A 22,203-nucleotide genomic window follows, 5' to 3' on the forward strand; every position below is an offset into this window, starting at 1 on the left:
ACTTCCTCAAGGTTTGCGGGCAGCGGCCGCCCTGAGCGGCCCGGCTAGGCGTTGGCGCGGCGGCGCGCGATGACGAGGTTGGTCACGGCGATCAGCACACCGCCCGCGAAGATCAGCGTGCCCATGACGTTCACCTGCGGCGGGAGGCCCACCCGGGTGGCGCCCCAGATCCACAGGGGGAACGTCATCGTGCCGCCGGAGTTGAAGTTGGTGATGACGAAGTCGTCGATCGACAGCGCGAAGGCCAGCATCGAGCCCGCCAGCACGCCGGGGAAGATCATGGGCAGGGTGACGAGCCGGAACGTCGTCCACGGTCCCGCGCCGAGGTCGCGGGCCGCCTCCTCCAGGGAGGAGTCGAGCGTCATCACCCGGGCCCGCACGGTCACGGCCACGAACGAGATCGAGAACATGACGTGCGAGATCACGATCGTCCAGAAGCCGAGCGGCACGGCGAGCGTGACGAACAGCGACAGCAGCGACGCGCCCATCACGATCTCGGCGCAGGAGATCGCCGCGAACATCACGAGGTTCATCGCCCCGGAGCCGCGGAAGCGGTAGCGGCCGAGCGCCAGCCCGATCAGCGACCCGAGCACCCCGGCGATCAGCATCGTCAGCACGGCGATGAGCAGCGAGTTCACCAGCGCCTGGGTGAGGTCGCCGATCTCGAACAGCTTGCCGTACCACTTGAGCGTGAAGCCCTGCCACGCCGTGTTGTACCGGCCCTTGGTGTCGTTGAAGCCGAACAGGATCATCACGGCGATCGGCAGCAGCAGCCACGCGATCACCAGCCAGGTGTAGATCTGCAGGCCGCGCCCGCGCAGCAGGCCACCCCTCATCGGGCCGCCACCTCCAGGACGTCCTCGGTGCCGAGCGCCTTGGCGTACGCGAAGATGCCCACCAGCAGCAGGGCCATCAGCGTGAACGACAGCGCCGAGGCGGTCGGATAGTCCTGGTTGACCAGGAACTGGTTCTGGATGACGTTGCCGACCATCGTGTTGCCGGTGCCGCCGAGCACGGAGGCGTTGACGTAGTCGGACGTGGCCGGCACGAACGTCATCAGCACGCCGGCGAACACTCCCGGCAGCGAAAGCGGCAGCACGACGCGCAGGAAGGTCTGCAGCTTGCTCGCGTAGAGGTCCTGGGCGGCCTCCAGCACGCGGGGGTCGATCCGCTCCAGCGCCACGTACATCGGCAGGATCATGAACGGCAGGAAGTTGTAGGCCAGGCCGCCGACGACCGCCGCGCCCGTCGCCAGGATGTGGAAGTCCTCCGGCAGCAGCCCCAGCGACTTCAGCGGCCCGAGCAGCATGCCGTTGTCGGACAGGAAGAACTGCCAGGAGATGGTCCGCAGCACGAACGACACCAGGAAGGGCAGCAGCAGCAGGAACAGGTAGACCGACTTGCGGCTGCCGCCCTTGAAGGCGATCCAGTACGCCACCGGGAACCCGATCACGATCTGGATCAGCGTCGAGATCAGGCCGTACACGAGGGACCGGACGATCTGGTCGTGGTAGGTCGCGATCCCGTCGACGTAGCTGTGCCAGTTGAACGTGAACGCGTAGCCGTTCACGACGTCGCCCGACTGGAGCGACAGCGACAGCATGACGACCGTCGGGACGACGAAGAAGATCGCCAGCCAGAGCGTGCCGGGGAACAGCAGCAGGTACGGCGTCAGCGAAGCCCTGAGCCTGCTCATGACGTCGTGATCGCCTGGAAGATGGACTCGAACTTCTTCTGCTCCTGCGGCGTCTTGAACTTGACGTAGCTGCGCAGCCGGGCGGAGTCCTCAGCGGTGGGGAACACCAGCGGGCTGGCCGCGATCTCTTCGAGGAGCTTCTTGTCGTCGCCCGAGGCCTTCGCGGCGTCGGCGACGATGACGTCCTTGGCGGCCGGGACGGGCGTCACGTAGTTGATGTACTCCGCGAGCTTCGCCGCCACGTCCACGTCGTAGAAGAAGTCCATCAGCATGATCGCGTCGACCGGGTTCGCCGCCGTCTTCGGGATCGTCATGTTGTCGGTCCAGATCGTCCCGCCCTCCTGCGGGATCACGAACTTGAGATCCGTGCCGTCGGAGACGTTCTTCTGGAAGACATCGCCCGACCAGGCCATCGTGAGCCAGATGTCGCCCTTGGCCAGCGGGTCGGTGTACCCCTGGTCGTAGTACTTGCGGACGATGCCGGATTCGCGCTGCTCCTTGAGCTTGGCCGCGGCCTTCTCCCAGTCCGCCTCCGTCGACTTGTCCGGGTCGATGCCGAGCGCGAACATGCCGAAGTTGGCGATCTCCTGCGAGTCGGACATCATGCCGACCTTGCCCTTGTACTTGGGGTTCCACAGGTCGGCCATGCTGGTCGGCGGTGTGTCGACGTACTTCGGGTTGTACGCGATGCCGGTCATGCCGGACGCCCAGGGGATGCTGTAGACGTTGCCGGGGTCGAACGACTCGTTCTTGTACTGCGCGCCCGCGTTGGCCGCGAAGTTCGGCAGCTTGGAGTGGTCGAGCGGCGCCAGGTAGCCGAGCTCGACGAACTGGCCGAACTGCAGGCCGTTGGTCACGACCATGAGGTCGTAGTCGATCGACTGGCCGGCGGCGAGCAGCGGCTGGACCTTGGCGAACCAGCTCGGCATCTCGAGGATGACCTCTTTGTAGTTCACCGTGATGCCGGTCCGCTCGGTGAACAGCTTGAGCTCGGGCCGCTTGGGGTCCATGTAGAGCGGCCAGTTGGCGAAGTCGACGTGGCCGTTCTTGACCTTGCCCGACCAGAACTTCTCCACCTCGGACTGCGCCTGGGCGGAGGAGGTCGGCTTGGCCGTGCCCTTGCCCTGCACGCCGCAGGCCGCGAGGGCGAGCCCGGCGGCCGACAGACCCGCGAGCCGGAAGGCGTCACGCCTGGCGAGCCGGCGCTGGGTCATGCCGCGGAGGATGACGGGGTCCTGCATGTATGGGTCGTTCATAGGGGTTCGTGCTCCGGGTTCGCTGTACCGGTTCGGGGAATCGTCGCGGGGGAACGACGTGGGGGACGTACCGCGGGGGGTTACCGCAGCGCGTACGAGTGCCAGGGCTGCCAGGAAAGCCAGACCGCGTCGCCTCGCTCGGCGGTGATCGTGCTGTCGTTCGCGTTCTGCTCGAAGACCGTGATCTCCGTGCGGTCGCCGAGCACCACGACGTAGCTGTTGTAGGTGCCGAGGTAGACGACCTCCGCCACGGTTCCCCGTACGGCGCTGAGGTCGCCCTCCGGCTGGGTCTTCGCGATCTTGATCTTCTCCGGCCGGACCGTGAGGTCGACGGTCTGCCCGGCGGAGAAGGCGCCGTCCGAGGGGACGAGGATCCGATCGCTGTCGCCGAAGGCGAGCACGGCGGTGTCGCCGTCGACTCGCTGGACCGTGCCGCTCAGCAGGTTCGACGTGCCGATGAACCCGGCCACGAACTTGCTGGCGGGCCGCTCGTAGATCTCACGGGGGTCCGCGAGCTGTTCCACGAGGCCGTCGTTCATGACCGCGATGCGGTCGCTCATCGTGAGCGCCTCGCTCTGGTCGTGCGTCACGTAGACGAACGTGATGCCGACCTCGCGCTGGATGCGCTTGAGCTCGATCTGCATGGCCTGGCGGAGCTTGAGGTCGAGCGCGCCGAGCGGCTCGTCGAGCAGGAGCGCGCGGGGCCGGTTGACCAGGGCGCGGGCGAGCGCGACTCGCTGCTGCTGGCCTCCCGACATCTCTCGCGGCCGGCGCTTCTCGCGGCCGGTGAGGTCCACCACCTCCAGGATCTCGCCGACGCGGCGCTTGATCTCCGCGTCGGGGACCTTCCTGCGCTTGAGCCCGAACGCCACGTTGTCCCAGACGTTCATGTGCGGGAACAGCGCGTAGGACTGGAACACCATGTTGATGTCACGCTTGTTCGGCGGGACGTTCGTGACGTCCTCCCCATGGAGCCTGACGACGCCCTGCGTGGGCTCCTCGAACCCGGCGATCATTCGCATGCTGGTGGTCTTGCCGCAGCCTGATGGGCCGAGGAGAGAGAAGAACTCCCCCTCCGCGATGGCGAGGCTCACGCCCTTGACCGCGCGTACGACCTCGCCGTGCGAGACGTACTCCTTCACCACGTTGTCGAGTTCGATGGCGGGCACGTCTCCTGATACGGGGGCAGCCGCGACGGCTGCCCCCGGGCCCGCCTGGATGTCTGTCATTCCAGGCTTATCCCTCTTTATCAATAGGTCGTACGGCTCGCGCCGGGGAACCTATTCGCCGATGTAGTGCATCACGTGCTTGACGCGGGTGTAGTCGTGCAGGCCGAAGACGGACAGATCCTTGCCGTAGCCGGAGTGCTTGAAGCCGCCGTGCGGCATCTCGGACACGAACGGGATGTGGGTGTTGACCCATACCACGCCGAAGTCGAGCCGCTTGGACATCCGCATCGCGCGGCCGTGGTCGGAGGTCCACACGGAACCGGACAGGCCGTAGCGGACGCCGTTGGCCTTGGCGAGCGCGTCGGCCTCGTCGGTGAACGTCTGGATCGTCATGACGGGACCGAAGATCTCGTCCTGCACCATCTCGTCGTCCTGCTTCAGCCCGTCCACGACGGTCGGGGCGAAGAAGAAGCCCTTGTCGCCGACGCGGGCGCCGCCGGTGAGGACCTTCGCGTGCTCGGGGAGCCGCTCGAAGAAGCCCTCGACCCGGGCGAGCTGGTTGGGGTTGTTCAGCGGCCCGAAGTAGGCGTCCTCCTCGTCGAGGCCGCCCATCTTGGTGGCGGCGGCGGCCTCGGCCAGCGCCGCGGCGAACTCGTCGTGGATGCTCTCCTGCACCAGCACGCGGCAGGCGGCGGTGCAGTCCTGCCCGGCGTTGTAGAGGCCCGCTCCGGCGATCGCCTCGGCGACGGCCTTGATGTCCTTGACGTCCTCGAAGACCACGACCGGGGCCTTGCCACCCAGTTCCAGGTGGACGCGCTTGAGGTCCTCGGCGGCGGTCCTGGCGACCGCCATGCCCGCGCCGACGGAGCCGGTGATCGCGACCATGCTCGCGGCCGGGTGGCCGACGACCAGCGCGCCGGTCTCCCTGTCGCCGGTGACGACGTTGAAGACGCCGGCCGGCAGGACGTCACCGAGGATCTCGGCGAGCTTCAGCGTGGAGGCCGGGGTGGTGTCGGACGGCTTGAGCACGATGGTGTTGCCGGCCGCGAGCGCGGGGGCGATCTTCCACACGGCCATCATCATCGGGTAGTTCCACGGCGTGACCTGGCCGATGACGCCGATCGGCTCGTGCCGGATCACCGAGGTGTGGTCGGCGAGGAACTCCCCGGCGGTGGGGCCCTCCAGCGTGCGGGCCGCACCGGCGAAGAACCGGAAGTGGTCGGCGGCGACCGGGGTCTCGTCCTCGGCCATGCGGGCACGCGGCTTGCCGGTGTTGCGGCACTCGGCCTCGTTGATCTCGTCCGCGCGTGCCTCGATCGCGTCGGCGACCTTGAGCAGCAGCGCCGCGCGCTCGCCCGGCGTCGTCTGCCCCCACGTCTCGAACGCGGCCGCGGCGGCGGCGTAGGCGGCGTCGACGTCCTCCTGACCCGACACCGGCGCCTGGGCGTATATCTCCCCCGTCGTAGGGTCTACGACATCGGAGAAACGGCCGCTCGCGGCGTCGACGAACTTCCCGTTCACGAAGTTCTGGAGACGGGTGGTCACCGTTGACCTCCATGTGAGGTGGCTGAGTTGTCGCGACTCTGACAGAGCAAGGAGCCACAGACAAGGGATTTCGTCGCTAAGATACCAAATTGCTACGGAATCGCTTGACAGAAGCACCTCAGCTGACAACATGTCGGACCACGATCGCAACATGTCAAGAACGCAGCTGTAACACCAGGTCGCTAGGGCGGCCGGCGCCCGCCCAGAGAGGACACCCCCCGAGGATGACGACTCCCCCCAGGTCTCGCGCGGCTGCCGCCAAGGGCGGGCCGGTGGTGCTGGACGAGATCTCCAAGCAGATCATCGAGCAGCTCCAGATGGACGGGCGGAAGCCGTACGCGGCCATCGGCAAGGCGGTGGGGCTGTCGGAGGCGGCGGTGCGCCAGCGGGTGCAGCGCCTGCTCGACCTCGGCGTCATGCAGATCGTCGCCGTCACCGACCCGCTAACTCTGGGCTTCCCCCGCCAGGCCATGATCGGCATCAAGTGCGAGGGCGATCTGGAGCGGGTCGCCGGCGAACTGGCGCAGATTCCCGAGATCGACTACGTGGTGCTGACGGCGGGCTCGGTCGACATCATGGTCGAGGTGGTCTGCGAGGGCGACAGCCACCTGCTGGAGATCCTGGGGAAGATCCGGGCGATCTCCAGCGTGCGGGCGACCGAGACGTTCGTCTATCTCAAGCTGCACAAGCAGACCTACTCCTGGGGCACCCGCTGACCTCCTAAGGCACCGGGCGCCCGGTCGGCTCGTGGCGGGCCGGACGAGATCGAACTCGCCGGCCCGCCACCGGCCGGCTACCGCACCGTCAACCTCTGGTAGTCGGCGGCGTGGGGCTGGTAGGACGGGTTGCCGGAGTAGGCGACGTGGACCTTGTACGTCCCGCGCGGCAGATCGGCGGTCCGCAGTGTGACGACGGCCTTGCCGTCCGCCAGCGGCACGACCTGCTCGGTGCCGCCGAAGGTGACGGTGACCTCACCGGTCGGAGTCGGAGCCTCCTTCTTGCGGCCGCCCGCCGGCCCGACGGTCACGTTCAGCGTGAACGTGTCCCCGCGGACCACCGACGCCGGCGCGGTCTTCGCCTGGACCTTGACGGCGTCAGGGCCGGAGGGCACCTGGAACGTCGCCGTGCCTTCCGACGCCTTCAGGTAGTCGACGCCGAGATACTCGGCCTTGACCGTCCGGGCGCCCGCGGGCAGCCCCTCCGGCAGCGTGACCGTGGCCGCGCCGTCCTCGAGGTAGACGACCTTCGACCAGGAGCCGACGCCGAACCGCACCTGACCGCCGGTCTCGAACCCGTCGGCCGCCTTGACCGTGGCGGTGGCCGTGGTCGTCTGGGCCCCGCTCGCGTACGGCTCGACGGCCACCTCGGTGGTGGTCGTGACGTCGCCGTTCGGGATCTTGCGGATGTCGTTCCACTCACGGAGGGTGAGCGGGATCACGGTGCCGTGACGCGGACGGACGACGCCCGCGTTGGTCATCGTGATCGCCTTGGCGTTCCAGGTCGGCGCCTCGATGTTCTCGTGGCACGCGGCCTGGTATCCACCACCGTTCGTGTACCGATCGCCCCAGAGGTAGAACTGGCCTGGGCAGGAGGTGTCGCCGGGGTTGGCCTTGAAGATGATCGGCCCTTCGTACCCCTGGTTGGCGACCCACGTCGTGCGTCCCAGCGCCGGAGCGAGCAACGTCCAGTTGCCGATGTCGCTGTCCAGGAAGTCGGTGTGCTTCTCCGAGAAGATGTCCGAGCCCTGGTTGCCCGCCTCGTTCTTCGTCACGCGGTAGTAGTTGTCGCCGACCCGGATCGCGGTCGTGTCGATCCGCGACAGAGGGGCCGGGTTCTGCCACACCTTGGGCGCGGAGAACGTCTGGAAGTCGCGCGTCGTGGCGTACCACATCTGCGCGTTCCCCTGACCGGTGCGGTTCACGGGGTTGTTCCACAGCGACTGCGCCCAGAACACGGCGTAGGCGCCGATCTCCTCGACCCACAGCGACTCGGGCGCGAAGGCGTTGCCCGCGTCGTCGGGCGCGACCTTCACGTGCCGCTGAGGAGTCCAGTTCACCAGGTCGTGCGACTCGAACACCTCGATGTACTGGGTGTCGTTGATGGCGTATCCGCCCTGGTCGTACCAGTTCAGGTCGGTGGCGATCATGTAGAACGTGTCGCCGTCGGGTGAGCGGACGATGTGCGGGTCACGAAGACCCTGGTCACCCAGTTGGGAGATCAGCGACGGCCGGCCTCCGGTCAGACCGGTCCAGTCCAGCGCGGTGTTCCCGTTGGACGTCGCGAACATGATCTGCTCGCCGTCGGCGATCCCCTCGCCCTTGAAGTAGCCGAGGAAGTACCGCTCGTACTCCTCGGAGCGGGGCATCGCGGAGATCTTCACCGGGAACGACTTCGTCTTCGAGGCCGAGCCCTTCTTGATGGTCGCCGTCAGGACGGCCTCGACATCCGCACGGCCGAACGCCGGGCGGGTCACCTCACCCGTCGGGGTGACGAGGTCGCTGGTCGACTTCCAGGTGATCGTGGACCCGAACTCGCCCGTGGCGGGGAGAGCGATGTTCCCGCGCACGTCGTCGGTGGCGTACAGGGACAGGTCGAGCGTGTCGCGGTCGACCGCCTGCGCGTCGTCGAACTGGGCCTTCACCACGATGGGAATCTCCCGCGTGGTGACCTCCTGCGCGCCCTTGCGGACGGTCGCCGTGAGCGTGGCCGTCGCGTCGGGCTGCCCCTGCGCGGGCCGGGTGATCTTGCCGGTCACCGCGACCTTGCGCGCGCTGGGGAGGGCCGGCGGCGTGTAGACCTGGACGACCGACGGATCCGAACTCGTCCACGTGGTGGCCGAGCCCGCCACGGAGCCCACCTTGGGCAGCACGATGTCGTGGACGATCGCGCTGGTCAGGCCGAGATCGATCGCCGCGGCGTCGGCGCGGACGCCGTCGGAGACGGTCCTTTCCGCCAGGGCGAGCGTCTCTTCGACGCTCACCGCCCGGTCGTAGACCCGGAAGTCGCGGATCGTGCCGCGGAACGAGTAGTGGCCCGACGTCTGCGAGCGGGCGAGGAAGTTGCACTTGGTCCCCGCGGCGTTGACCGACGGCGCCGTGGTCAGGTTCGTCGCCGTCGCGTGCAGCACACCGTCGAGGTAGAGCCTGCCGGTCCAGCTCGTGCCGTTCGCGTTCTGCGACTGGGTGTAGGTGACGTGCGTCCACGCCCCCTCGGTCATGCGGACCCGGTTCTGCTGGAGGTTCGCGGAACCCACCGCGACGCGGAACCGCTGGGTGTTCGACGCGAAGATGGAGCCTTGGGCGCCGGTGTCGACGTCGCAGGAGCCGGACTTCGCGCCGAAGCTCCACATCTGGTGCTCGCCGACGTTCGCCGGGTCGATCCACACGTCGTAGTCGACGGTGAGGTTCGACATGCCGGCGGTGATGTCGTCCGGCAGCGCCACGTACGCACCGTCGAGGGCGCTCTCGTAGGAGCCGGGGTTGAACCTGACCCCATTGCCGGTCAAGGTCGCCTTCTCCGGATTCACGAGCGTGGCGTTCGCCGCCGAGCCCGCGCTACCCGAGTTGACCAGTGTCGTCCCACTGGTCTCGTCGAGGGCGAAGTGGTGCACCAGGCCCTCGTTTAGCTGATCCTCGGCGGCCTGCGAGGGCGTCGCCGCGAACGAGACCGAGACGAGCGCGCCCAGCACCAGGCCCGCGATAGCTCTGCCCCTGCGACTCGGCCCGCTACGTGACCTTCCCTGTCGCGGTCTCAATTGGTCCTCCTTGCTCCGGTCGCTGTGGACGGGCCTCGTTGGGCGATCGGACGGGACGAGGGCAGCACAGACAAAGGTCCACCTCGCTGGGGGGTTGGGGCGACGGCGTGAACTGGGGGGATGGGCTGTCTGCATGTCACAGGTGTCTGGATCTTGAAGCCGACACTAACCTCCAGTCCCGGCGAAAGAAAGCCTCACAAAAGCACACTTTGTGTGTTAGCCGATGAAAGCTAGGCGAGATGTGGATAAAGGCCCGCGTCAGCGCATTGACGGGATGTGGGACCGGTGCTCTGGCCCCGGAGGTCAGCCGATCCGGGCGACGGCGCGTACGGGAGACCCGTCGGCGCCCTGAAGACGCAGCGGCAGCAGGGAGACCTCGATCGGACGGCCGGCGGCCTGGGCCGCGAGGAGCGGACCGAGGTTGCGCAGGTTCTCGGCGATCACCGCGTGCGCGCCGCACAGGGCCCGGTGCGCGGGTAGGGCGGCCGGAGCCGGGGTCGGATCGACGCTGAGGGCGTCGACGCCGACGGTGCGCACCCCCGCCGCGACGATCAGCCGGGCCGTCTCCACCTCCAGGAAGGGGTGGGCCAGATATCCGGGCGTGGCCCAGTGCTCGTCCCAGCCCGTCGCGATCAGCAGGACGGTCCCCTGCCCCAGCCGCCCGGCCACCGCGCCGAGCATCGCCGGGGTGATCGGCGCGCGCGGGGGCAGGCCCCGCGCGTCGAGGACCACCGCCGCGCCGAGGAACCGCTCCAGCGGCAGGGCGTCGAGCGTGGGCAGCGCGTCATCGACGTGGTAGGGCGCGTCCACGTGCGTGCCGGACTGCGACCCGAGGTGCAGGCCCAGCACGTTCACCCCGTCGGCCGCCACCGTGAGGGCGGGGGCGATCTCCACCTCCGGGTCGCCGGGGTAGACGGGCATGCCGCTCACGAGGGGCACCGACAGGTCGACGATCATGTGCTTCTCCCTGCCTCTCCGAGCGCGAGCGGGCCGATCAGCGTGAAAGGGCCGATCAGATCGTAGGCCACGAGTAGAGGTCGGTCCGCCGGTCGCGGTGGACGTCGTTGCGCGGGCCGGTGGCCTTGTCCCTGGCGGCGGACAGGTCGCAGTCGGCCACCAGCACTGCGGGCCCGTCCCTGAGCACGGGCCCCGCCAGCGGGTATCCGCCTGGGCCGATCAGCGACGTGCCGCGGACCCAGTCCACGCCGCGCTCGGCGGCGCAGCGGTCGGCCACGGCGACGAACATGCGGTTGGCCGCCGCGGCGACCTGCGCGTACGCCACCAGCACCGGGCGTTCCCCGGCGGGCACGGGCGACAACGGCCAGTTGGTGGATACGGCGAGCAGGTCCGCCCCGGCCAGCCCCACCGCCCGCACCCACTCCGGGAACTCCAGGTCGTAGCAGACCATCATGCCGATCCGGCCGAGCGCGGTGTCCACCACGGGAGCCGCGGCGTCGCCGGGCGTGAACACGTCCTGCTCGTCGTGCCACAGGTGGGCCTTGCGGTAGACGGCCCTGGTCCCTGTGGGGTCGACCATGACCTGGCTGTTGCGCAGGACGCCGTCCGCCACCTCGCAGAACCCGCCGACGACGACCAGGTCGTGGGCGCGGGCCAGGCGGGCCCAGCCGGTGACGGTCGGGCCGTCGGCCGGCTCGGCGAGGCTCCTGGCCTCCTCGGCGCCGCTGAAGACGTATCCGCTGTTGACGAGTTCGGGCAGCACGACCAGCCGGGCCCCGGCTTCGGCCGCCTCCACGATCGCCGCCTCGGCGGCGGCGCGGTTGGCCTCCGGCTCGCCCACCCGCAGCGGAATCTGCGCCACGGCGACACGCGTCACCGCGGCGCTCCCACGTCCGCCCCTGACCTGACCCCCGTACGCGGCCGGACGCCGGGCGGCGCGGGGCGAGCGGCGGTCTCGGGCGCGTGGCGCGGCACAGGGACGGCCGCGTGGGTGGTGGTGGTCATGCGATCCTCTCCCCCGTCGGCGCTCAGGACGCGGCGACTCCGCGCTCGCGCCCTCAGCATGCTGCCCGACGCCGCCAAAACCGGCAATGTGACCATAGCCCGGGCGTGCACAGGCTCGCCGCGGCCAGGACCGTCAGCCCTTCTGGCACGGTGGCCTCGAAGCTGAAGGTGGCCTCGAATCTGAAGGTGACCTTGTCACGCGGGTCGTCGTCAGCGGAAATCAGCCGTTCACCGATCTCCCGATACCGGCCCGCACGGCGAAACGCCCCGATAAGCTCCAGAAACTATGCGGATCGCCAGCCTCTCCTTCCGGTACGGACGGCGAGCTCCCTGGGTCCTGCGGGACGCCCGTCTGGTCCTCGATCCGGGAGACGTGGTCGAGGTCACCGGACCCAACGGCGCCGGCAAGTCGACCCTGCTGCGGCTGGCCGCCGGGCTGCTCAGGCCCGTACGCGGCAGCGTCGAGGACCGCCCCCGGGTCGTCGGATACGCCCCCGAGCGGTTCCCCGCCGACCAGCCGTTCACCGTGGCGGCCTACCTGCGGCACATGACGGCGGTCAGGAGAACGAACACCGACGCCATCGGCCACTGGAGCGAACGGCTCGGCATGGACCACCTGCTCGGGCAGCGCCTGCCCGACCTGTCCAAGGGCAGCGCGCACAAGGTCGGCCTCGCGCAGGCGCTGCTCGCGGATCCGGGGCTGCTCGTGCTCGACGAACCCTTCGCCGGTCTCGACGCCGCGACCCGGGCCGAGCTCCCCGAAATCATCGGTGAGGTCCGCGCACGCGGCGGGATCGTGCTCCTGAGCGACCACCAGGGCGATCTGCGCACCTTTCCCGGCCTGCGCCGCTGCGAGGTCCGCGACCACGTCGTACGGGAACCGGAGCCGACCGAGGAGGAGGCCGCCGAGGAGGCCCTGACCACACTGGAGGTGGCGGTGCCCGCCTCCCGGGCGGCGGACCTGGCCGCGCGGCTGCGCGCCGAGGGCTGCGCCGTACGGGTGACCCAGCAGGCGCCGGGACAGGCCACCGGGCGTGTCAGGGAGGAGGCGGGATGACTGCCGTGCTCGCGCTGGCGCGATTCCGCGTCGCAGGATACGTCGCCGGCCACCGGGCGCTGCAGCCGCTCATGGGACTGCTGGTGCTGCTGGCCATCCTCTACGCGACGGCGGTGCCCGCAGGTCAGGAGATCGCCGCCACCGCCGACTCGGCGGCCATGCTCGTGCCGGTGCTCGCCTGGGCCGCGCGCGGCCTGCTCGACACCGAACCCGACGAGCAGCGCGGCATCGCCCTGTCGGCGCTGGGACCGAGAGAACTGGTGAGCGGGCTGCTCGCGGCGTTCTCCTCGCTGCTCGTCCTGGCCGCGGTCGCCGAGGGCATGCTGCTCCTCCGCCTCACCACCTCCCCCACCGTCGCCGTGCTCCTGACCGGGGTGTGGCTGCATCTGCTGTCGGCGACGGCGGGGCTCGCACTCGGGGCGTTGACGAGCCGCCCCATCCTGCCCTCCCCGGCGGTCTCGACGATCGCCCTGATCTTCGGGTACCTGTCGATGCTGATCCTCAGCATGGCCGGGGCCCGCTGGCTCACCGTGCCGGTCATGGGCTGGATGCGCGACGCCCATCACGGCGTGCTGCTGTCCGAGGCGGCCCTGATCTCGGTGCAGTCGCTGCTGTGGCCCGCGATCGGCCTGGCCGCCTACGCGTGGCTGCGCCGCACCCGGCCCTGAGGCGCTACTGGGGGCGCTACTGGGGCGCGGCGGCGAGTTGCCCGCACGCCCCGTCGATCTCCCGCCCCCGCGTGTCCCGTACGGTGACGGCCACACCGTGCGACTCCAGGCGGCGTACGAACGCCCGCTCGTCCTCGGGGCGCGAGGCCGTCCACTTCGAGCCGGGCGTGGGGTTGAGCGGGATCAGGTTGACGTGGACCAGCTTGCCCTTGAGCAGGCGGCCGAGCAGGTCGGCCCGCCACTCCTGGTCGTTGATGTCCTTGATCAGGGCGTACTCGATGGACACGCGCCGCTTGGTCTTCGCCGCGTAGTCCCAGGCCGCGCCGAGCACCTCGGCGACCTTCCACCGCGTGTTGATCGGCACCAGCGTGTCCCTGAGCTCGTCGTCCGGCGCGTGCAGGGAGACGGCGAGCGTCACCGGCAGGCCCTCGTCGGCGAGCTTGCCGATCGCCGGCACCAGGCCGACCGTCGAGACGGTGACCCCGCGCGCCGAGATGCCGAGGCCCTCCGGCGCCGGGTCGACCAGGCGGCGCACCGCGCCGATGACGGCCTTGTAGTTGGCCATCGGCTCGCCCATGCCCATGAAGACGACGTTGGTCACCCGTCCGGGCCCGCCGGGGACCTCGCCGCGCGCCAGCGCGCGGGCGCCCGCGACGACCTGCTCGACGATCTCGGCGGTGGACATGTTGCGGGTGAGCCCGGCCTGGCCCGTGGCACAGAACGGGCAGTTCATGCCGCACCCGGCCTGGGAGGAGACGCACATCGTGGCCCGGTCGGGATAACGCATCAGCACCGACTCGACCAGCGAGCCGTCGAACAGCTTCCACAACGTCTTGCGCGTCGTGCCGCCGTCACAGGTGATCTCCCGTACCGGCGTCAGCAGCGGGGGCATGAGCCGCTCGACCAGCCGCTCACGCAGCGCCTCGGGCAGGTCGGTCATCTGCTCGGGGGAGCCGGTCAGCCGGGTGAAGTAGTGACGGGAGAGCTGGTCGGCGCGGAACGGCTTCTCCCCCAGCTCCGCCACCGCCGCCCTGCGCTCCGCCATGGTCAGGTCGGCCAGGTGGCGCTGCGGCTTGGCCCTGCGGGGCGCCACGAAGGTCAGCTGCCCGGTCTTCGGCTGCTCGCTCACGCAAAACCCTTCCCATCTCCCGCCGCCATGGTCTTAACGACTGGCGTGTGCGGTTCTACATTCTGTCTGGCGGTCGAATCCCGGAGGCGTACGAGAGGTGAGGTGTGGACACCACTGTCGTGCTCACCAGCCCCAATCCCTACGGGAGCCGCACACTGACGATCGAAGCCGACCGGACCTCCTCCGTAGCTTACCTTCGCGACGCGAAGGGGATCGTCCACGGAGCGGTCTGGCTGGCCAACCACGTGCCCGCGCCCGCGGAGGCCGATCTCGCCAGGGCCGGCGCCGGGCTGCCGCCGGTGATGCCGGAGGCGCACACCGCGCACCCCTCCGGCCGCCCGCCCCTCGATCCGGAGGCGCTGTCGGTGCTGTGGTTCGAGGAGGGCGACGGCGTCGCCCTGTACGAGAACGACGTGCTCCTGGCGGTCATTCCTGCGTGGGCCGACCTGGAGCGCGGCATGCCCGGATACGCGAGGGACGCCCTCGGGGAGTCGCCGTTCGCCTGGCCGCTCGGCGAGGCGCTGGAGGGCCTGTCGCCCCGGGTGGCGAAGGCCCGCGCGTACTGGCAGTGGCGGCAGGCGGAGGGCAGCTGGGCCACCTACCAGCAGTTCGTGCTCGGCCACCTCGACGGCAGGCTGGGGACGCCCGGTCGTTACTGGGACGTCGGTGGCGGCCGGTTCCCCATGGTCGGCGTCAGCGAGCGGCCGCCCACGTTCACCCGGGACTACACGGTGCTGTCCACCGTGGGCATGAGCTGCCAGCGGATGCCCGCCGCGGAGATGTACGACACGGCGTGCCGGGTGGAACTCGCGCTGGCGACCAGGCAGGATCCGAGGGTCGCCGCACGGCTGTTCGCCTGGCTCGGGCAGTATCCGTGGCGGTCGGTGACGTGGCTGGGACACGGGCACACGGCCCGCTGGTTCCAGAGCCCGCGCACCTTTCCCCTGGACGGGCACCACGGGGTGCTCATGCTGACCGACCCACCCGGCCTCCCGGACATGTCGGGATTCGTGTTTGGCGGCGACGCCGTACGGTGGCTGTGGCTGCTGCCGCTCACCGAGCCCGAGTTGCGCCTCGTGGCCGACCACGGTCATCGGGCGATCACCGAACGGCTGGCCGTGACCAGCCGGATCTGAGCCGGGACCGGGCCGCGGATCGTGAGCTGCGGATCGTGGGCTGCGGATCGTGGGCTGCGGGTTGTGGGCTGCGGGTTGTGGGCTGCGGCGGCGTCAGGCGACCGGGACCAGGAGCGTGAGCAGCAGCCACACGGGGACGAGCGTGAACAGCAGCGAGTCGAGGCGGTCCATGGCCCCGCCGTGCCCCGGCAGCAGCGTGCCCATGTCCTTGACGCCGATGTCACGCTTGATGACCGACTCGACCAGGTCGCCGAGCGTCGCGCACACGACCCCCGCCAGGCCGACGACGGCGCCCTGCCAGTATTCGCCCCCGAGCAGGAAGTGGACCAGTAACGCGCCGCCCACGACGCACGCGAGGGTGGACCCGGCGAAGCCCTCCCAGGTCTTCTTCGGGCTGATGAGCGGCGACATCCGGTGCTTGCCGAAGAGGATCCCGGCGGCGTAGCCGCCGATGTCGCTGCAGACGGTCACCGCGACGAAGACGATCACGCGGTCCGGCCCGTCCTCGGGAGCGAGCAGCAGCGGTACGAAGCCGGCGAGCAGCGCCGGATAGACCGCGACGAACAACGCGGCGGTCGCGTCCCTGACGAAGCCCTCCGCTCCCTGGAACATGCGCCAGGTCAGCAGCACCATCACGGTCACCGCGAACGCGCCGACCAGGAAGGACGTGCCACCCCAGAAGGGCCCGACCACCATGGCCGCCAGGCCCGCGAGCAGCGGCGGCAGCGGCACCCGGATGCCGAACCCGCCGAACGCCTTGACTAGCTCGTGCACCCCGACGCCGACAACCACGAGGACGACGGCGAGGAAGGCGACCTTCACGGTGTAGAGCGAGCCGATGACGGCCGCGCCCAGCGCGACGCCGACCCCCACCGCGGCCGGAAGGTTGCGGCCGGCACGGCCCGGCGACTTCGTGACGACGCCACCCGGCGTGGTGGTCGCGGCGCCGGCTCCGATGCCGGTTTTCGCGCCCGTGTCGGTGCCGGTTCCCGCGCCGGTCCCGGTGCCGGTTCCCGCGCTGGTCTCGATGCCGTTTTCGGTACCGGTCTCGGTGTCGGCTTCGGTGCCGGTCTCGGTGCCGGCGACGCCGTTCGGCGCGGAAGCGTGCCCGGCGCCGGTGCGATTCCCCGTGCCGGGACCGTGTCCGGCGCCGGAGGGGCCCGCCGGGCCCCCTGCCGGGTTGCGGTCGCCGGAGGCAGCAGTTCCGTCCACAGCGTCCCACTCTCTATATACGCGTGATCCTTGCGCCGCCCGCCCTCGCGGTGCGGCACAAGGATCACGATCTTGCCTCACGGGCCCGGATGCCGGGCCGCGTCGTCAGACCTCGAGCAGCTCGGCTTCCTTGTGCTTCAGCAACTCGTCGATCTTCGCGACGTGCTTCTGGGTGAGGTCGTCGAGCTCCTTGACCGCGCGATGGACCTCGTCCTCGCCCGCCTCGCCGTCCTTGACGAGCCTGTCGAGGATCTCCTTGGCGTGCCGGCGGATGTTCCGTACGGACACGCGGCCGTGCTCCGCCTTGCTGCGGGCTACCTTGATGTACTCCTTGCGGCGCTCCTCGGACAGCTCGGGGAACACCACGCGGATCACGGAGCCGTCGTTGCTGGGGTTGACGCCGAGGTCGCTGTCGCGGATGGCCTTCTCGACCGCGTTCAGCGAGCCCTTGTCATACGGCTGCACGATCACCATGCGCGCCTCGGGGACCTGGAACGACACGAGCTGCTGAATCGGCGTCATCGACCCGTAGTACTCAACACTGATCTTGTTGAACATCGAGGGCGTAACGCGGCCGGTGCGGATGCTCGCGAAGTCCTCCTTGGCGACCGTCACCGCTTTGTCCATCTTCTCCTCGGCTTCGAGGAGGGTTTCGTCGATCACTGCGGCTCCCTACTTCCCTGCCGGACTCACCAGCGTGCCGATCTTCTCACCACGGACCGCCCGCAGGATGTTGCCCTCTCCCATGAGGTCGAAGACCACGATGGGCAGGCCGTTGTCCATGCACAGGCTGATCGCGGTTGCGTCCATGACCCCGAGACCCCGCGTCAGCACCTCACCGTACTCAAGCTGGTCGAACCGGACCGCGTCGGGGTTCTTGCGCGGGTCCGAGTCGTAGACGCCGTCGACCTGGGTGCCCTTGAGCAGTGCCTCGGCGCCGATCTCCAGCGCACGCTGCGCCGCGCAGGTGTCGGTCGAGAAGAACGGCGAGCCGAGGCCCGCTCCGAAGATCACCACGCGCCCCTTCTCCAGGTGGCGGATCGCGCGGCGCGGCAGGAACGGCTCGGCGACCTGCTGCATCGTGATCGCGGTCTGTACGCGGGTGTCGATGCCTCGCTTCTCCAGGAAGTCCTGCAGGGCGAGGCAGTTGATGACGGTCCCGAGCATGCCCATGTAGTCGGCCCGGGCGCGGTCCATGCCGCCCTGCGACAGGGCCGCGCCGCGGAACATGTTGCCGCCGCCGACGACGACCGCGACCTGCACGCCCTCACGGACCGCTTCGGCGACCGAGTCCGCCAGTTGGGCGACGACACGCGGGTCGATGCCGAGCGACTCGCCGCCCGCGAAGGCCTCGCCCGACAGCTTCAGCATCACCCGCTTCCAGCGCAGCGTCCCGTCGTACGACGAAGCCGCCGGCGTGGCGGGTCTGGTGTTCTCCTGCACGGCGGCGGCCTCCTCGGATGTCAGCGCGGTCGAAAGCTCCTGGCAGTAAGCCTAAGCCTGGCCGACCTTGTAACGGGTGAAGGCCAGGACCTTGACGCCGGCCTCCTCCGCGACCTTCTTGATCGTCTTCTTGTTGTCCTTCACGAACGCCTGCTCGAGCAGCGTGAAGTCCTTGTACCAGCCGTTGACCCGGCCGTCGACGATCTTCGAGATGGCGGCCTCGGGCTTGCCCTCCTCGCGGGTCATCTGCTCGAAGAGCGACCGCTCCTTCTCGACGACCTCGGCGGGCACCTCGGCGGGGCTGAGGTACTTCGGCGCCATCGCCGCGGCGTGCTGGGCGATGTCCTTGGCGATCTCGGCGTTCTGCGTGTCGAGCTGCACGAGCACGCCCACGGCCGGCGGGAGCTGCGGGTCGGTCTTGTGCATGTAGGAGGTGATGAAGCCACCCTCCAGCACCGAGAACCGGCGGATCTCGATCTTCTCGCCGAGCGCGGCGTTGGCCTCGTCGAGCAGCTCCTTGACGGTCTTGCCGTTCAGCTGGGACTCCAGCAGGGTCGGCACGTCGCCGGGCTTGGTCGCGACGATGTGCGCGACGATCTCGGCCGCGAGCTCCTGGAAGCGCTCGTTCTTGGCGACGAAGTCGGTCTCGCAGTTGAGCTCCAGCAGCGCCGCGAGCGACTCGCCCTCGTGCTTGACGGCGACCAGGCCGTTCGACGCGGTGCGGGCCTCGCGCTTGCCGACGTCCTTGGCGCCCTTGAGACGCAGGATGTCGACGGCCTTGTCGAAGTCGCCCTCGGACTCCTCGAGCGCCTTCTTACAGTCCATCATGCCGGCGGCGGTCAGCTCACGAAGGCGCTTGACGTCGGCCATGTTTACGGAAGCCATGTCCAATTTCCTCTTCGGGACCCGGATGAATCGTCTGGGGGGTGGGCGCCCGTGGCGAGCACCCACCCGGTGAAGCCCTCAGCGCGGCGAGGTGTCGTCCCTACCGCACCGGAACCAGGTCGCTGCCTGGAGATCCCCGCCTGTCGCGGCCGGCCGTAGGCGCCGCGCCCGGCGGGGACCCATGGTCGTCCCTCAGGCCTGCTCGTCCTGCGCGGGCTGCTCGGCGGCCGGAGCCTCGGCAGCCGGAGCCTCGGCAGTCTCGGCGGCCGGAGCCTCGGCGGCGGGCGCCTCGGCGGTCTCAGCGGCCGGAGCCTCGGCGGCCGGAGCGGCCTCGCCGCCCTCGAGGAGCTCGCGCTCCCACTCGGCCAGCGGCTCGGCGGCGGCGACGCCCGCGGGCTTCTCGTCACCGCGGCCGGCGCCCGCACGGGTCATGAGACCGTCGGCGACAGCGTCGGCGATCACGCGAGTGAGGAGGCTGACGGCGCGGATCGCGTCGTCGTTGCCCGGGATCGGGTAGTCGACCTCGTCCGGGTCGCAGTTGGTGTCAAGGATCGCGACGACCGGGATGCCGAGCTTCTTGGCCTCGTTGATCGCGATGTGCTCCTTCTTGGTGTCCACGACCCAGACCGCGCTCGGAACGCGGGCCATGTCACGGATACCGCCGAGGGTGCGCTCCAGCTTCTCCTTCTCGCGGCGGCGCATCAGGAGCTCCTTCTTGGTGAGCCCGGAGCCGGCCACGTTGTCGAAGTCGAGCTCCTCGAGCTCCTTCAGACGCTGGAGCCTCTTGTGCACGGTGGAGAAGTTGGTGAGCATGCCGCCCAGCCAGCGCTGGTTCACGTACGGCATGCCGACGCGCGACGCCTGCTCGACGATCGACTCCTGCGCCTGCTTCTTCGTGCCGATGAACATGATGGTGCCGCCGTGCGCGACGGTCTCCTTCACGAAGTCGTAGGCACGGTCGATGAACGACAGCGACTTCTGCAGGTCGATGATGTAGATGCCGTTGCGCTCCGTGAAGATGAAGCGCTTCATCTTCGGGTTCCACCGGCGGGTCTGGTGGCCGAAGTGAACGCCGCTCTCCAGCAGCTGCCGCATCGTGACGACAGGGGCCATGGTGATGGTCCTCCATGGTCGTGTGCCCTTGGGCACGGTCTCGGTTGGTCACGCGGGCGGCTTGCCCGCGCCCTGACGCCCCGGGCCGCTTCCACCGGACAGGGTCCGGACCGAGAAGGCGGCTCGTGAGTGGGCGTGCGAATTCGGCCCGTCTAGCAGGCCGTCGAACAGTCTACCCGGATCCGCTCCTTCAGTTGACCCGCGCCGGATCGGGACACCGAGGTTCAGGAAGGACGGAGCTCAACAGGACAGAGAGCGACAGGCCAGAGAGCAACAGGACAGAGCGCGGCAGAGCGCAGGAGCGCGGGCTCGGATGGACGGTGTTCAGGAGGACCGGGTTCAGGGCGACGGAGCTCAGGGCGACGGAGCTCAGGGCGACAGAGCTCAGGCGGGCGGGGCCCAGGCGGCGGGGTGCTCCCCCTGCCGGGGCGGCGGACTCGTCCAGCCGGGCCGCACGCCGTCCACGGCGCCGGGCGGCCGCACATAGGTGAGCGTGCCGAAAGGGCTGTCCATCGTCGCCAGCAGTTCCTCGATCCGGGGCTGCCGCGCCCCCGCCGGCTCGACCCTCCCGAGGTCGTCGAGCCACGCCGCGGTCCTCGCCAGCGACACCTCGACGTGCCAGGAGCCTCCCTCCGCCGCCCGCCTGATCAGCGCGGCGACCGCGCCGAACGCGGCCAGATAACCGGTGCCGTGGTCGAGTGCCTGCGCGGGAAGCGGACTGGGCCGCAGGCCGTCGCCGTTCTCATGGGCGATTCCACACGCCATCTGGACGAGACTGTCGAATCCTCTTCTCGACGCCCAGGGCCCGCGCGAGCCGTACGCGGAGACGTCGACGCACACGATGCCGGGCCGCAGGGCCGCGAGGTCGTCCGGTCCGAACCCCCGGGCCCGCAGCGCCCCCGGCCGGTACGCCTGGATGACCACGTCGGCCCGACGGACCAACTCCCGAAGCTTGTCCGCCTCCGACCGCAGATCGAGGTGACACGACCGCTTGCCGAACGCCGTCTCCACCACGAGCCCCGGCACTTCCGGCACATGCGCGGCGCCCACCCGCAGCACGTCCGCCCCGAACGCCGCGAGCGCACGCGCGGCCACCGGTCCGGCGATCACGCGGGTCAGGTCGAGCACCCGTATCCCGCCGAGCGGCCTACGCGGCCCACCCCTGGCCGAGTCACCACAATCCGGGTCACCACAACCCGACTCGTCACGACCCGGCTCGCCACCGCGCGTGTCTCGACGGCTTGTATTCCCATGGCTTGTATCCGAATGGCTTGTATCCGAACGGTGCATGTCCCCAGGGCCCGGCTCATCGCCCGCCGCCCCTTCCGGCAGCCTGGCGACGCCGACGAGAGGAAGACCGGCCAGCGCCCGGGCTTGAGGATGCGCGAGCCACTCGGCCCTGCTCCGCATCGCGGCGGCGCAGCCACCCGCACGGATCACGGCCTCCTCGACGTCGGCCGCCGCACGGCCGGCACACGCCCTGACGACGTCCTCCCTACCTGAACCCGGGGCCAGCCCGAGCCCGCGCAGGGCGGCGTCGCGGTGATGGTCGAAGTTGCAGTGGAGCCGCACCCAGCCGTCCGATGCGCGGTAGTCCCCCGACAGCGCGGCCCAGACGTCCATGCCCTTCCCCTCGACGCGGAAATGCCGCTCGCTCTGGAAGGCAACGGCGGCGTGGCCGACGTCGACGGTCACGTCCGGGGCGCGATGAGGGCGCTGAGAGGCTTCCGTGCCGCCTGGCCCCTTCTCACCTCTCCCCTCGCTCCGCGCGGTCGTTCGGGCGCCGTACACGGCGACGGCGGCCGTCAGCGCGCCGGCCGAGGCGGCGGCCATCGTGCCGATGCGGAAGACGGACGGCAGCACAGGATCCTCTCCGGTGACCCGGACCTCGGGAAGGGCCACTCCGGCGCTCGCGCCCAGTTCCCCGATCAGTTTCGCGATCACTGCCGTCTCCTCGCTTCCGATGCCCGGCGGCGTGCTCCGTCGAGGCGAAGCCACCACCCCGCCTCGGGACCCGGGCCAGTATCCATGCCGATCGCAGTCTGCCCTCCGCCTCCCCTCCCGCTTCCGCCCCCGGCCGCGCCTGTGGATGGCGGGAATGCCCTCTCCGAGCCCACCTGCGCTTTCCTCCGTCCGTCCACAGCCGCCGTTCCACGGCCCGCGCCTGTCCACAGTCCA

General features: G+C 69.8%; 20 protein-coding genes. 4 read left to right on the forward strand and 16 right to left on the reverse strand.

What is annotated here, in order from left to right; genetic code table 11:
* Window positions 1-44 precede the first annotated feature (44 nt).
* From HHX31_RS32585 to HHX31_RS32605, 5 genes are all read right to left on the reverse strand, one after another.
* Entirely contained in the window at window positions 45-836 is a 792-nt protein-coding gene (locus HHX31_RS32585; protein WP_169953491.1) for an ABC transporter permease, read from the reverse strand.
* Entirely contained in the window at window positions 833-1,696 is an 864-nt protein-coding gene (locus HHX31_RS32590; RefSeq protein ID WP_169953493.1) for an ABC transporter permease, read from the reverse strand. Before HHX31_RS32590 ends, HHX31_RS32585 begins: the two co-directional genes overlap by 4 nt.
* Window positions 1,693-2,952 carry a spermidine/putrescine ABC transporter substrate-binding protein gene (locus HHX31_RS32595; RefSeq protein WP_169953495.1) on the reverse strand — a complete coding sequence of 420 codons (1,260 nt, stop codon included), beginning with the start codon at window positions 2,950-2,952 and terminating at the stop codon, window positions 1,693-1,695. The genes HHX31_RS32590 and HHX31_RS32595 overlap by 4 nt, the downstream gene beginning before the upstream one ends.
* Window positions 2,953-3,032: 80 nt before the next feature.
* Window positions 3,033-4,181, reverse strand: coding sequence for an ABC transporter ATP-binding protein (locus HHX31_RS32600; RefSeq protein WP_169953497.1), 1,149 nt, complete (start codon window positions 4,179-4,181; stop codon window positions 3,033-3,035).
* A gap of 51 nt (window positions 4,182-4,232) precedes the next feature.
* Window positions 4,233-5,666 (reverse strand): gamma-aminobutyraldehyde dehydrogenase, encoded by a 1,434-nt coding sequence (locus tag HHX31_RS32605; RefSeq protein WP_311932474.1) that lies wholly within the window; start codon window positions 5,664-5,666, stop codon window positions 4,233-4,235.
* Between the two features lie 224 nt (window positions 5,667-5,890).
* Between HHX31_RS32605 and HHX31_RS32610 the strand changes: the two genes are divergently transcribed.
* Entirely contained in the window at window positions 5,891-6,382 is a 492-nt protein-coding gene (locus tag HHX31_RS32610; protein ID WP_169953501.1) for an Lrp/AsnC family transcriptional regulator, read from the forward strand.
* A 77-nt stretch (window positions 6,383-6,459) separates the two neighbouring features.
* Here the strand turns inward: HHX31_RS32610 and HHX31_RS32615 are convergent, their stop codons facing one another.
* The 4 genes from HHX31_RS32615 to HHX31_RS35450 all read right to left on the reverse strand — a co-directional run bounded on the left by HHX31_RS32615 (window position 6,460) and on the right by HHX31_RS35450 (window position 11,382).
* Window positions 6,460-9,354 carry an immunoglobulin-like domain-containing protein gene (locus HHX31_RS32615; RefSeq protein ID WP_169953503.1) on the reverse strand — a complete coding sequence of 965 codons (2,895 nt, stop codon included), beginning with the start codon at window positions 9,352-9,354 and terminating at the stop codon, window positions 6,460-6,462.
* 369 nt (window positions 9,355-9,723) lie between these two features.
* Window positions 9,724-10,377 (reverse strand): cyclase family protein, encoded by a 654-nt coding sequence (locus HHX31_RS32620; RefSeq protein ID WP_169953505.1) that lies wholly within the window; start codon window positions 10,375-10,377, stop codon window positions 9,724-9,726.
* Between the two features lie 55 nt (window positions 10,378-10,432).
* The gene (locus HHX31_RS32625; RefSeq protein ID WP_169953507.1) at window positions 10,433-11,254 is read right to left on the reverse strand and encodes a nitrilase-related carbon-nitrogen hydrolase; all 822 of its coding nucleotides are present in this window, start codon (window positions 11,252-11,254) and stop codon (window positions 10,433-10,435) included.
* Entirely contained in the window at window positions 11,251-11,382 is a 132-nt protein-coding gene (locus HHX31_RS35450) for a hypothetical protein (protein ID WP_283244703.1), read from the reverse strand. The genes HHX31_RS32625 and HHX31_RS35450 overlap by 4 nt, the downstream gene beginning before the upstream one ends.
* A 286-nt stretch (window positions 11,383-11,668) precedes the next feature.
* Here HHX31_RS35450 and HHX31_RS32630 point away from each other — a divergent pair, with 286 nt between their 5' ends.
* Window positions 11,669-12,439: an ATP-binding cassette domain-containing protein gene (locus HHX31_RS32630; protein ID WP_169953516.1), complete on the forward strand. Its 771-nt coding sequence runs from the start codon at window positions 11,669-11,671 to the stop codon at window positions 12,437-12,439.
* On the forward strand, window positions 12,436-13,107 hold the full coding sequence (locus tag HHX31_RS32635) for a hypothetical protein (RefSeq protein WP_169953518.1): 672 nt from the start codon (window positions 12,436-12,438) through the stop codon (window positions 13,105-13,107). Before HHX31_RS32630 ends, HHX31_RS32635 begins: the two co-directional genes overlap by 4 nt.
* Window positions 13,108-13,123: 16 nt before the next feature.
* Here the strand turns inward: HHX31_RS32635 and rlmN are convergent, their stop codons facing one another.
* Window positions 13,124-14,236, reverse strand: a complete 1,113-nt coding sequence (gene rlmN, locus HHX31_RS32640; protein WP_169953520.1) for a 23S rRNA (adenine(2503)-C(2))-methyltransferase RlmN — start codon at window positions 14,234-14,236, stop codon at window positions 13,124-13,126.
* A gap of 104 nt (window positions 14,237-14,340) precedes the next feature.
* Here rlmN and HHX31_RS32645 point away from each other — a divergent pair, with 104 nt between their 5' ends.
* A complete protein-coding gene (locus tag HHX31_RS32645) occupies window positions 14,341-15,372 on the forward strand; it encodes a suppressor of fused domain protein (protein WP_169953522.1) in 1,032 nt (343 codons plus the stop codon).
* Between the two features lie 93 nt (window positions 15,373-15,465).
* Here the strand turns inward: HHX31_RS32645 and HHX31_RS32650 are convergent, their stop codons facing one another.
* From HHX31_RS32650 to HHX31_RS34860, 6 genes are all read right to left on the reverse strand, one after another.
* The gene (locus tag HHX31_RS32650; protein WP_311932477.1) at window positions 15,466-16,584 is read right to left on the reverse strand and encodes a phosphatidate cytidylyltransferase; all 1,119 of its coding nucleotides are present in this window, start codon (window positions 16,582-16,584) and stop codon (window positions 15,466-15,468) included.
* Between the two features lie 105 nt (window positions 16,585-16,689).
* Window positions 16,690-17,247 (reverse strand): ribosome recycling factor, encoded by a 558-nt coding sequence (gene frr / locus HHX31_RS32655; protein ID WP_169953524.1) that lies wholly within the window; start codon window positions 17,245-17,247, stop codon window positions 16,690-16,692.
* 9 nt (window positions 17,248-17,256) lie between these two features.
* Window positions 17,257-18,027 carry a UMP kinase gene (gene pyrH, locus HHX31_RS32660; RefSeq protein WP_169953526.1) on the reverse strand — a complete coding sequence of 257 codons (771 nt, stop codon included), beginning with the start codon at window positions 18,025-18,027 and terminating at the stop codon, window positions 17,257-17,259.
* A 51-nt stretch (window positions 18,028-18,078) separates the two neighbouring features.
* Window positions 18,079-18,912 carry a translation elongation factor Ts gene (tsf, locus tag HHX31_RS32665; protein WP_169953528.1) on the reverse strand — a complete coding sequence of 278 codons (834 nt, stop codon included), beginning with the start codon at window positions 18,910-18,912 and terminating at the stop codon, window positions 18,079-18,081.
* A gap of 192 nt (window positions 18,913-19,104) precedes the next feature.
* Complete coding sequence (gene rpsB / locus HHX31_RS32670; protein WP_169953530.1) at window positions 19,105-20,025, reverse strand: 30S ribosomal protein S2; 921 nt, start codon at window positions 20,023-20,025, stop codon at window positions 19,105-19,107.
* A 384-nt stretch (window positions 20,026-20,409) separates the two neighbouring features.
* Window positions 20,410-21,969 (reverse strand): CoA transferase, encoded by a 1,560-nt coding sequence (locus tag HHX31_RS34860; protein WP_311932480.1) that lies wholly within the window; start codon window positions 21,967-21,969, stop codon window positions 20,410-20,412.
* Window positions 21,970-22,203 lie beyond the last annotated feature (234 nt).

Origin of the sequence: Microbispora sp. H11081 (assembly GCF_012999535.1) — a bacterium.
Classification (GTDB): Bacteria; Actinomycetota; Actinomycetes; order Streptosporangiales; family Streptosporangiaceae; genus Microbispora.

Bases quoted from the DNA above. Each gene is read 5' to 3' on its own strand.
- HHX31_RS32585 (WP_169953491.1), bottom strand. From the start codon at position 836: ATGAGGGGTGGCCTGCTGCGCGGGCGCGGCCTGCAGATCTACACCTGG.
- HHX31_RS32590 (WP_169953493.1), bottom strand. From the start codon at position 1,696: ATGAGCAGGCTCAGGGCTTCGCTGACGCCGTACCTGCTGCTGTTCCCC.
- HHX31_RS32595 (WP_169953495.1), bottom strand. From the start codon at position 2,952: ATGAACGACCCATACATGCAGGACCCCGTCATCCTCCGCGGCATGACC.
- HHX31_RS32600 (WP_169953497.1), bottom strand. From the start codon at position 4,181: ATGACAGACATCCAGGCGGGCCCGGGGGCAGCCGTCGCGGCTGCCCCC.
- HHX31_RS32610 (WP_169953501.1), top strand. From the start codon at position 5,891: ATGACGACTCCCCCCAGGTCTCGCGCGGCTGCCGCCAAGGGCGGGCCG.
- HHX31_RS32620 (WP_169953505.1), bottom strand. From the start codon at position 10,377: ATGATCGTCGACCTGTCGGTGCCCCTCGTGAGCGGCATGCCCGTCTAC.
- HHX31_RS35450 (WP_283244703.1), bottom strand. From the start codon at position 11,382: ATGACCACCACCACCCACGCGGCCGTCCCTGTGCCGCGCCACGCGCCC.
- HHX31_RS32630 (WP_169953516.1), top strand. From the start codon at position 11,669: ATGCGGATCGCCAGCCTCTCCTTCCGGTACGGACGGCGAGCTCCCTGG.
- HHX31_RS32635 (WP_169953518.1), top strand. From the start codon at position 12,436: ATGACTGCCGTGCTCGCGCTGGCGCGATTCCGCGTCGCAGGATACGTC.
- tsf (WP_169953528.1), bottom strand. From the start codon at position 18,912: ATGGCTTCCGTAAACATGGCCGACGTCAAGCGCCTTCGTGAGCTGACC.
- rpsB (WP_169953530.1), bottom strand. From the start codon at position 20,025: ATGGCCCCTGTCGTCACGATGCGGCAGCTGCTGGAGAGCGGCGTTCAC.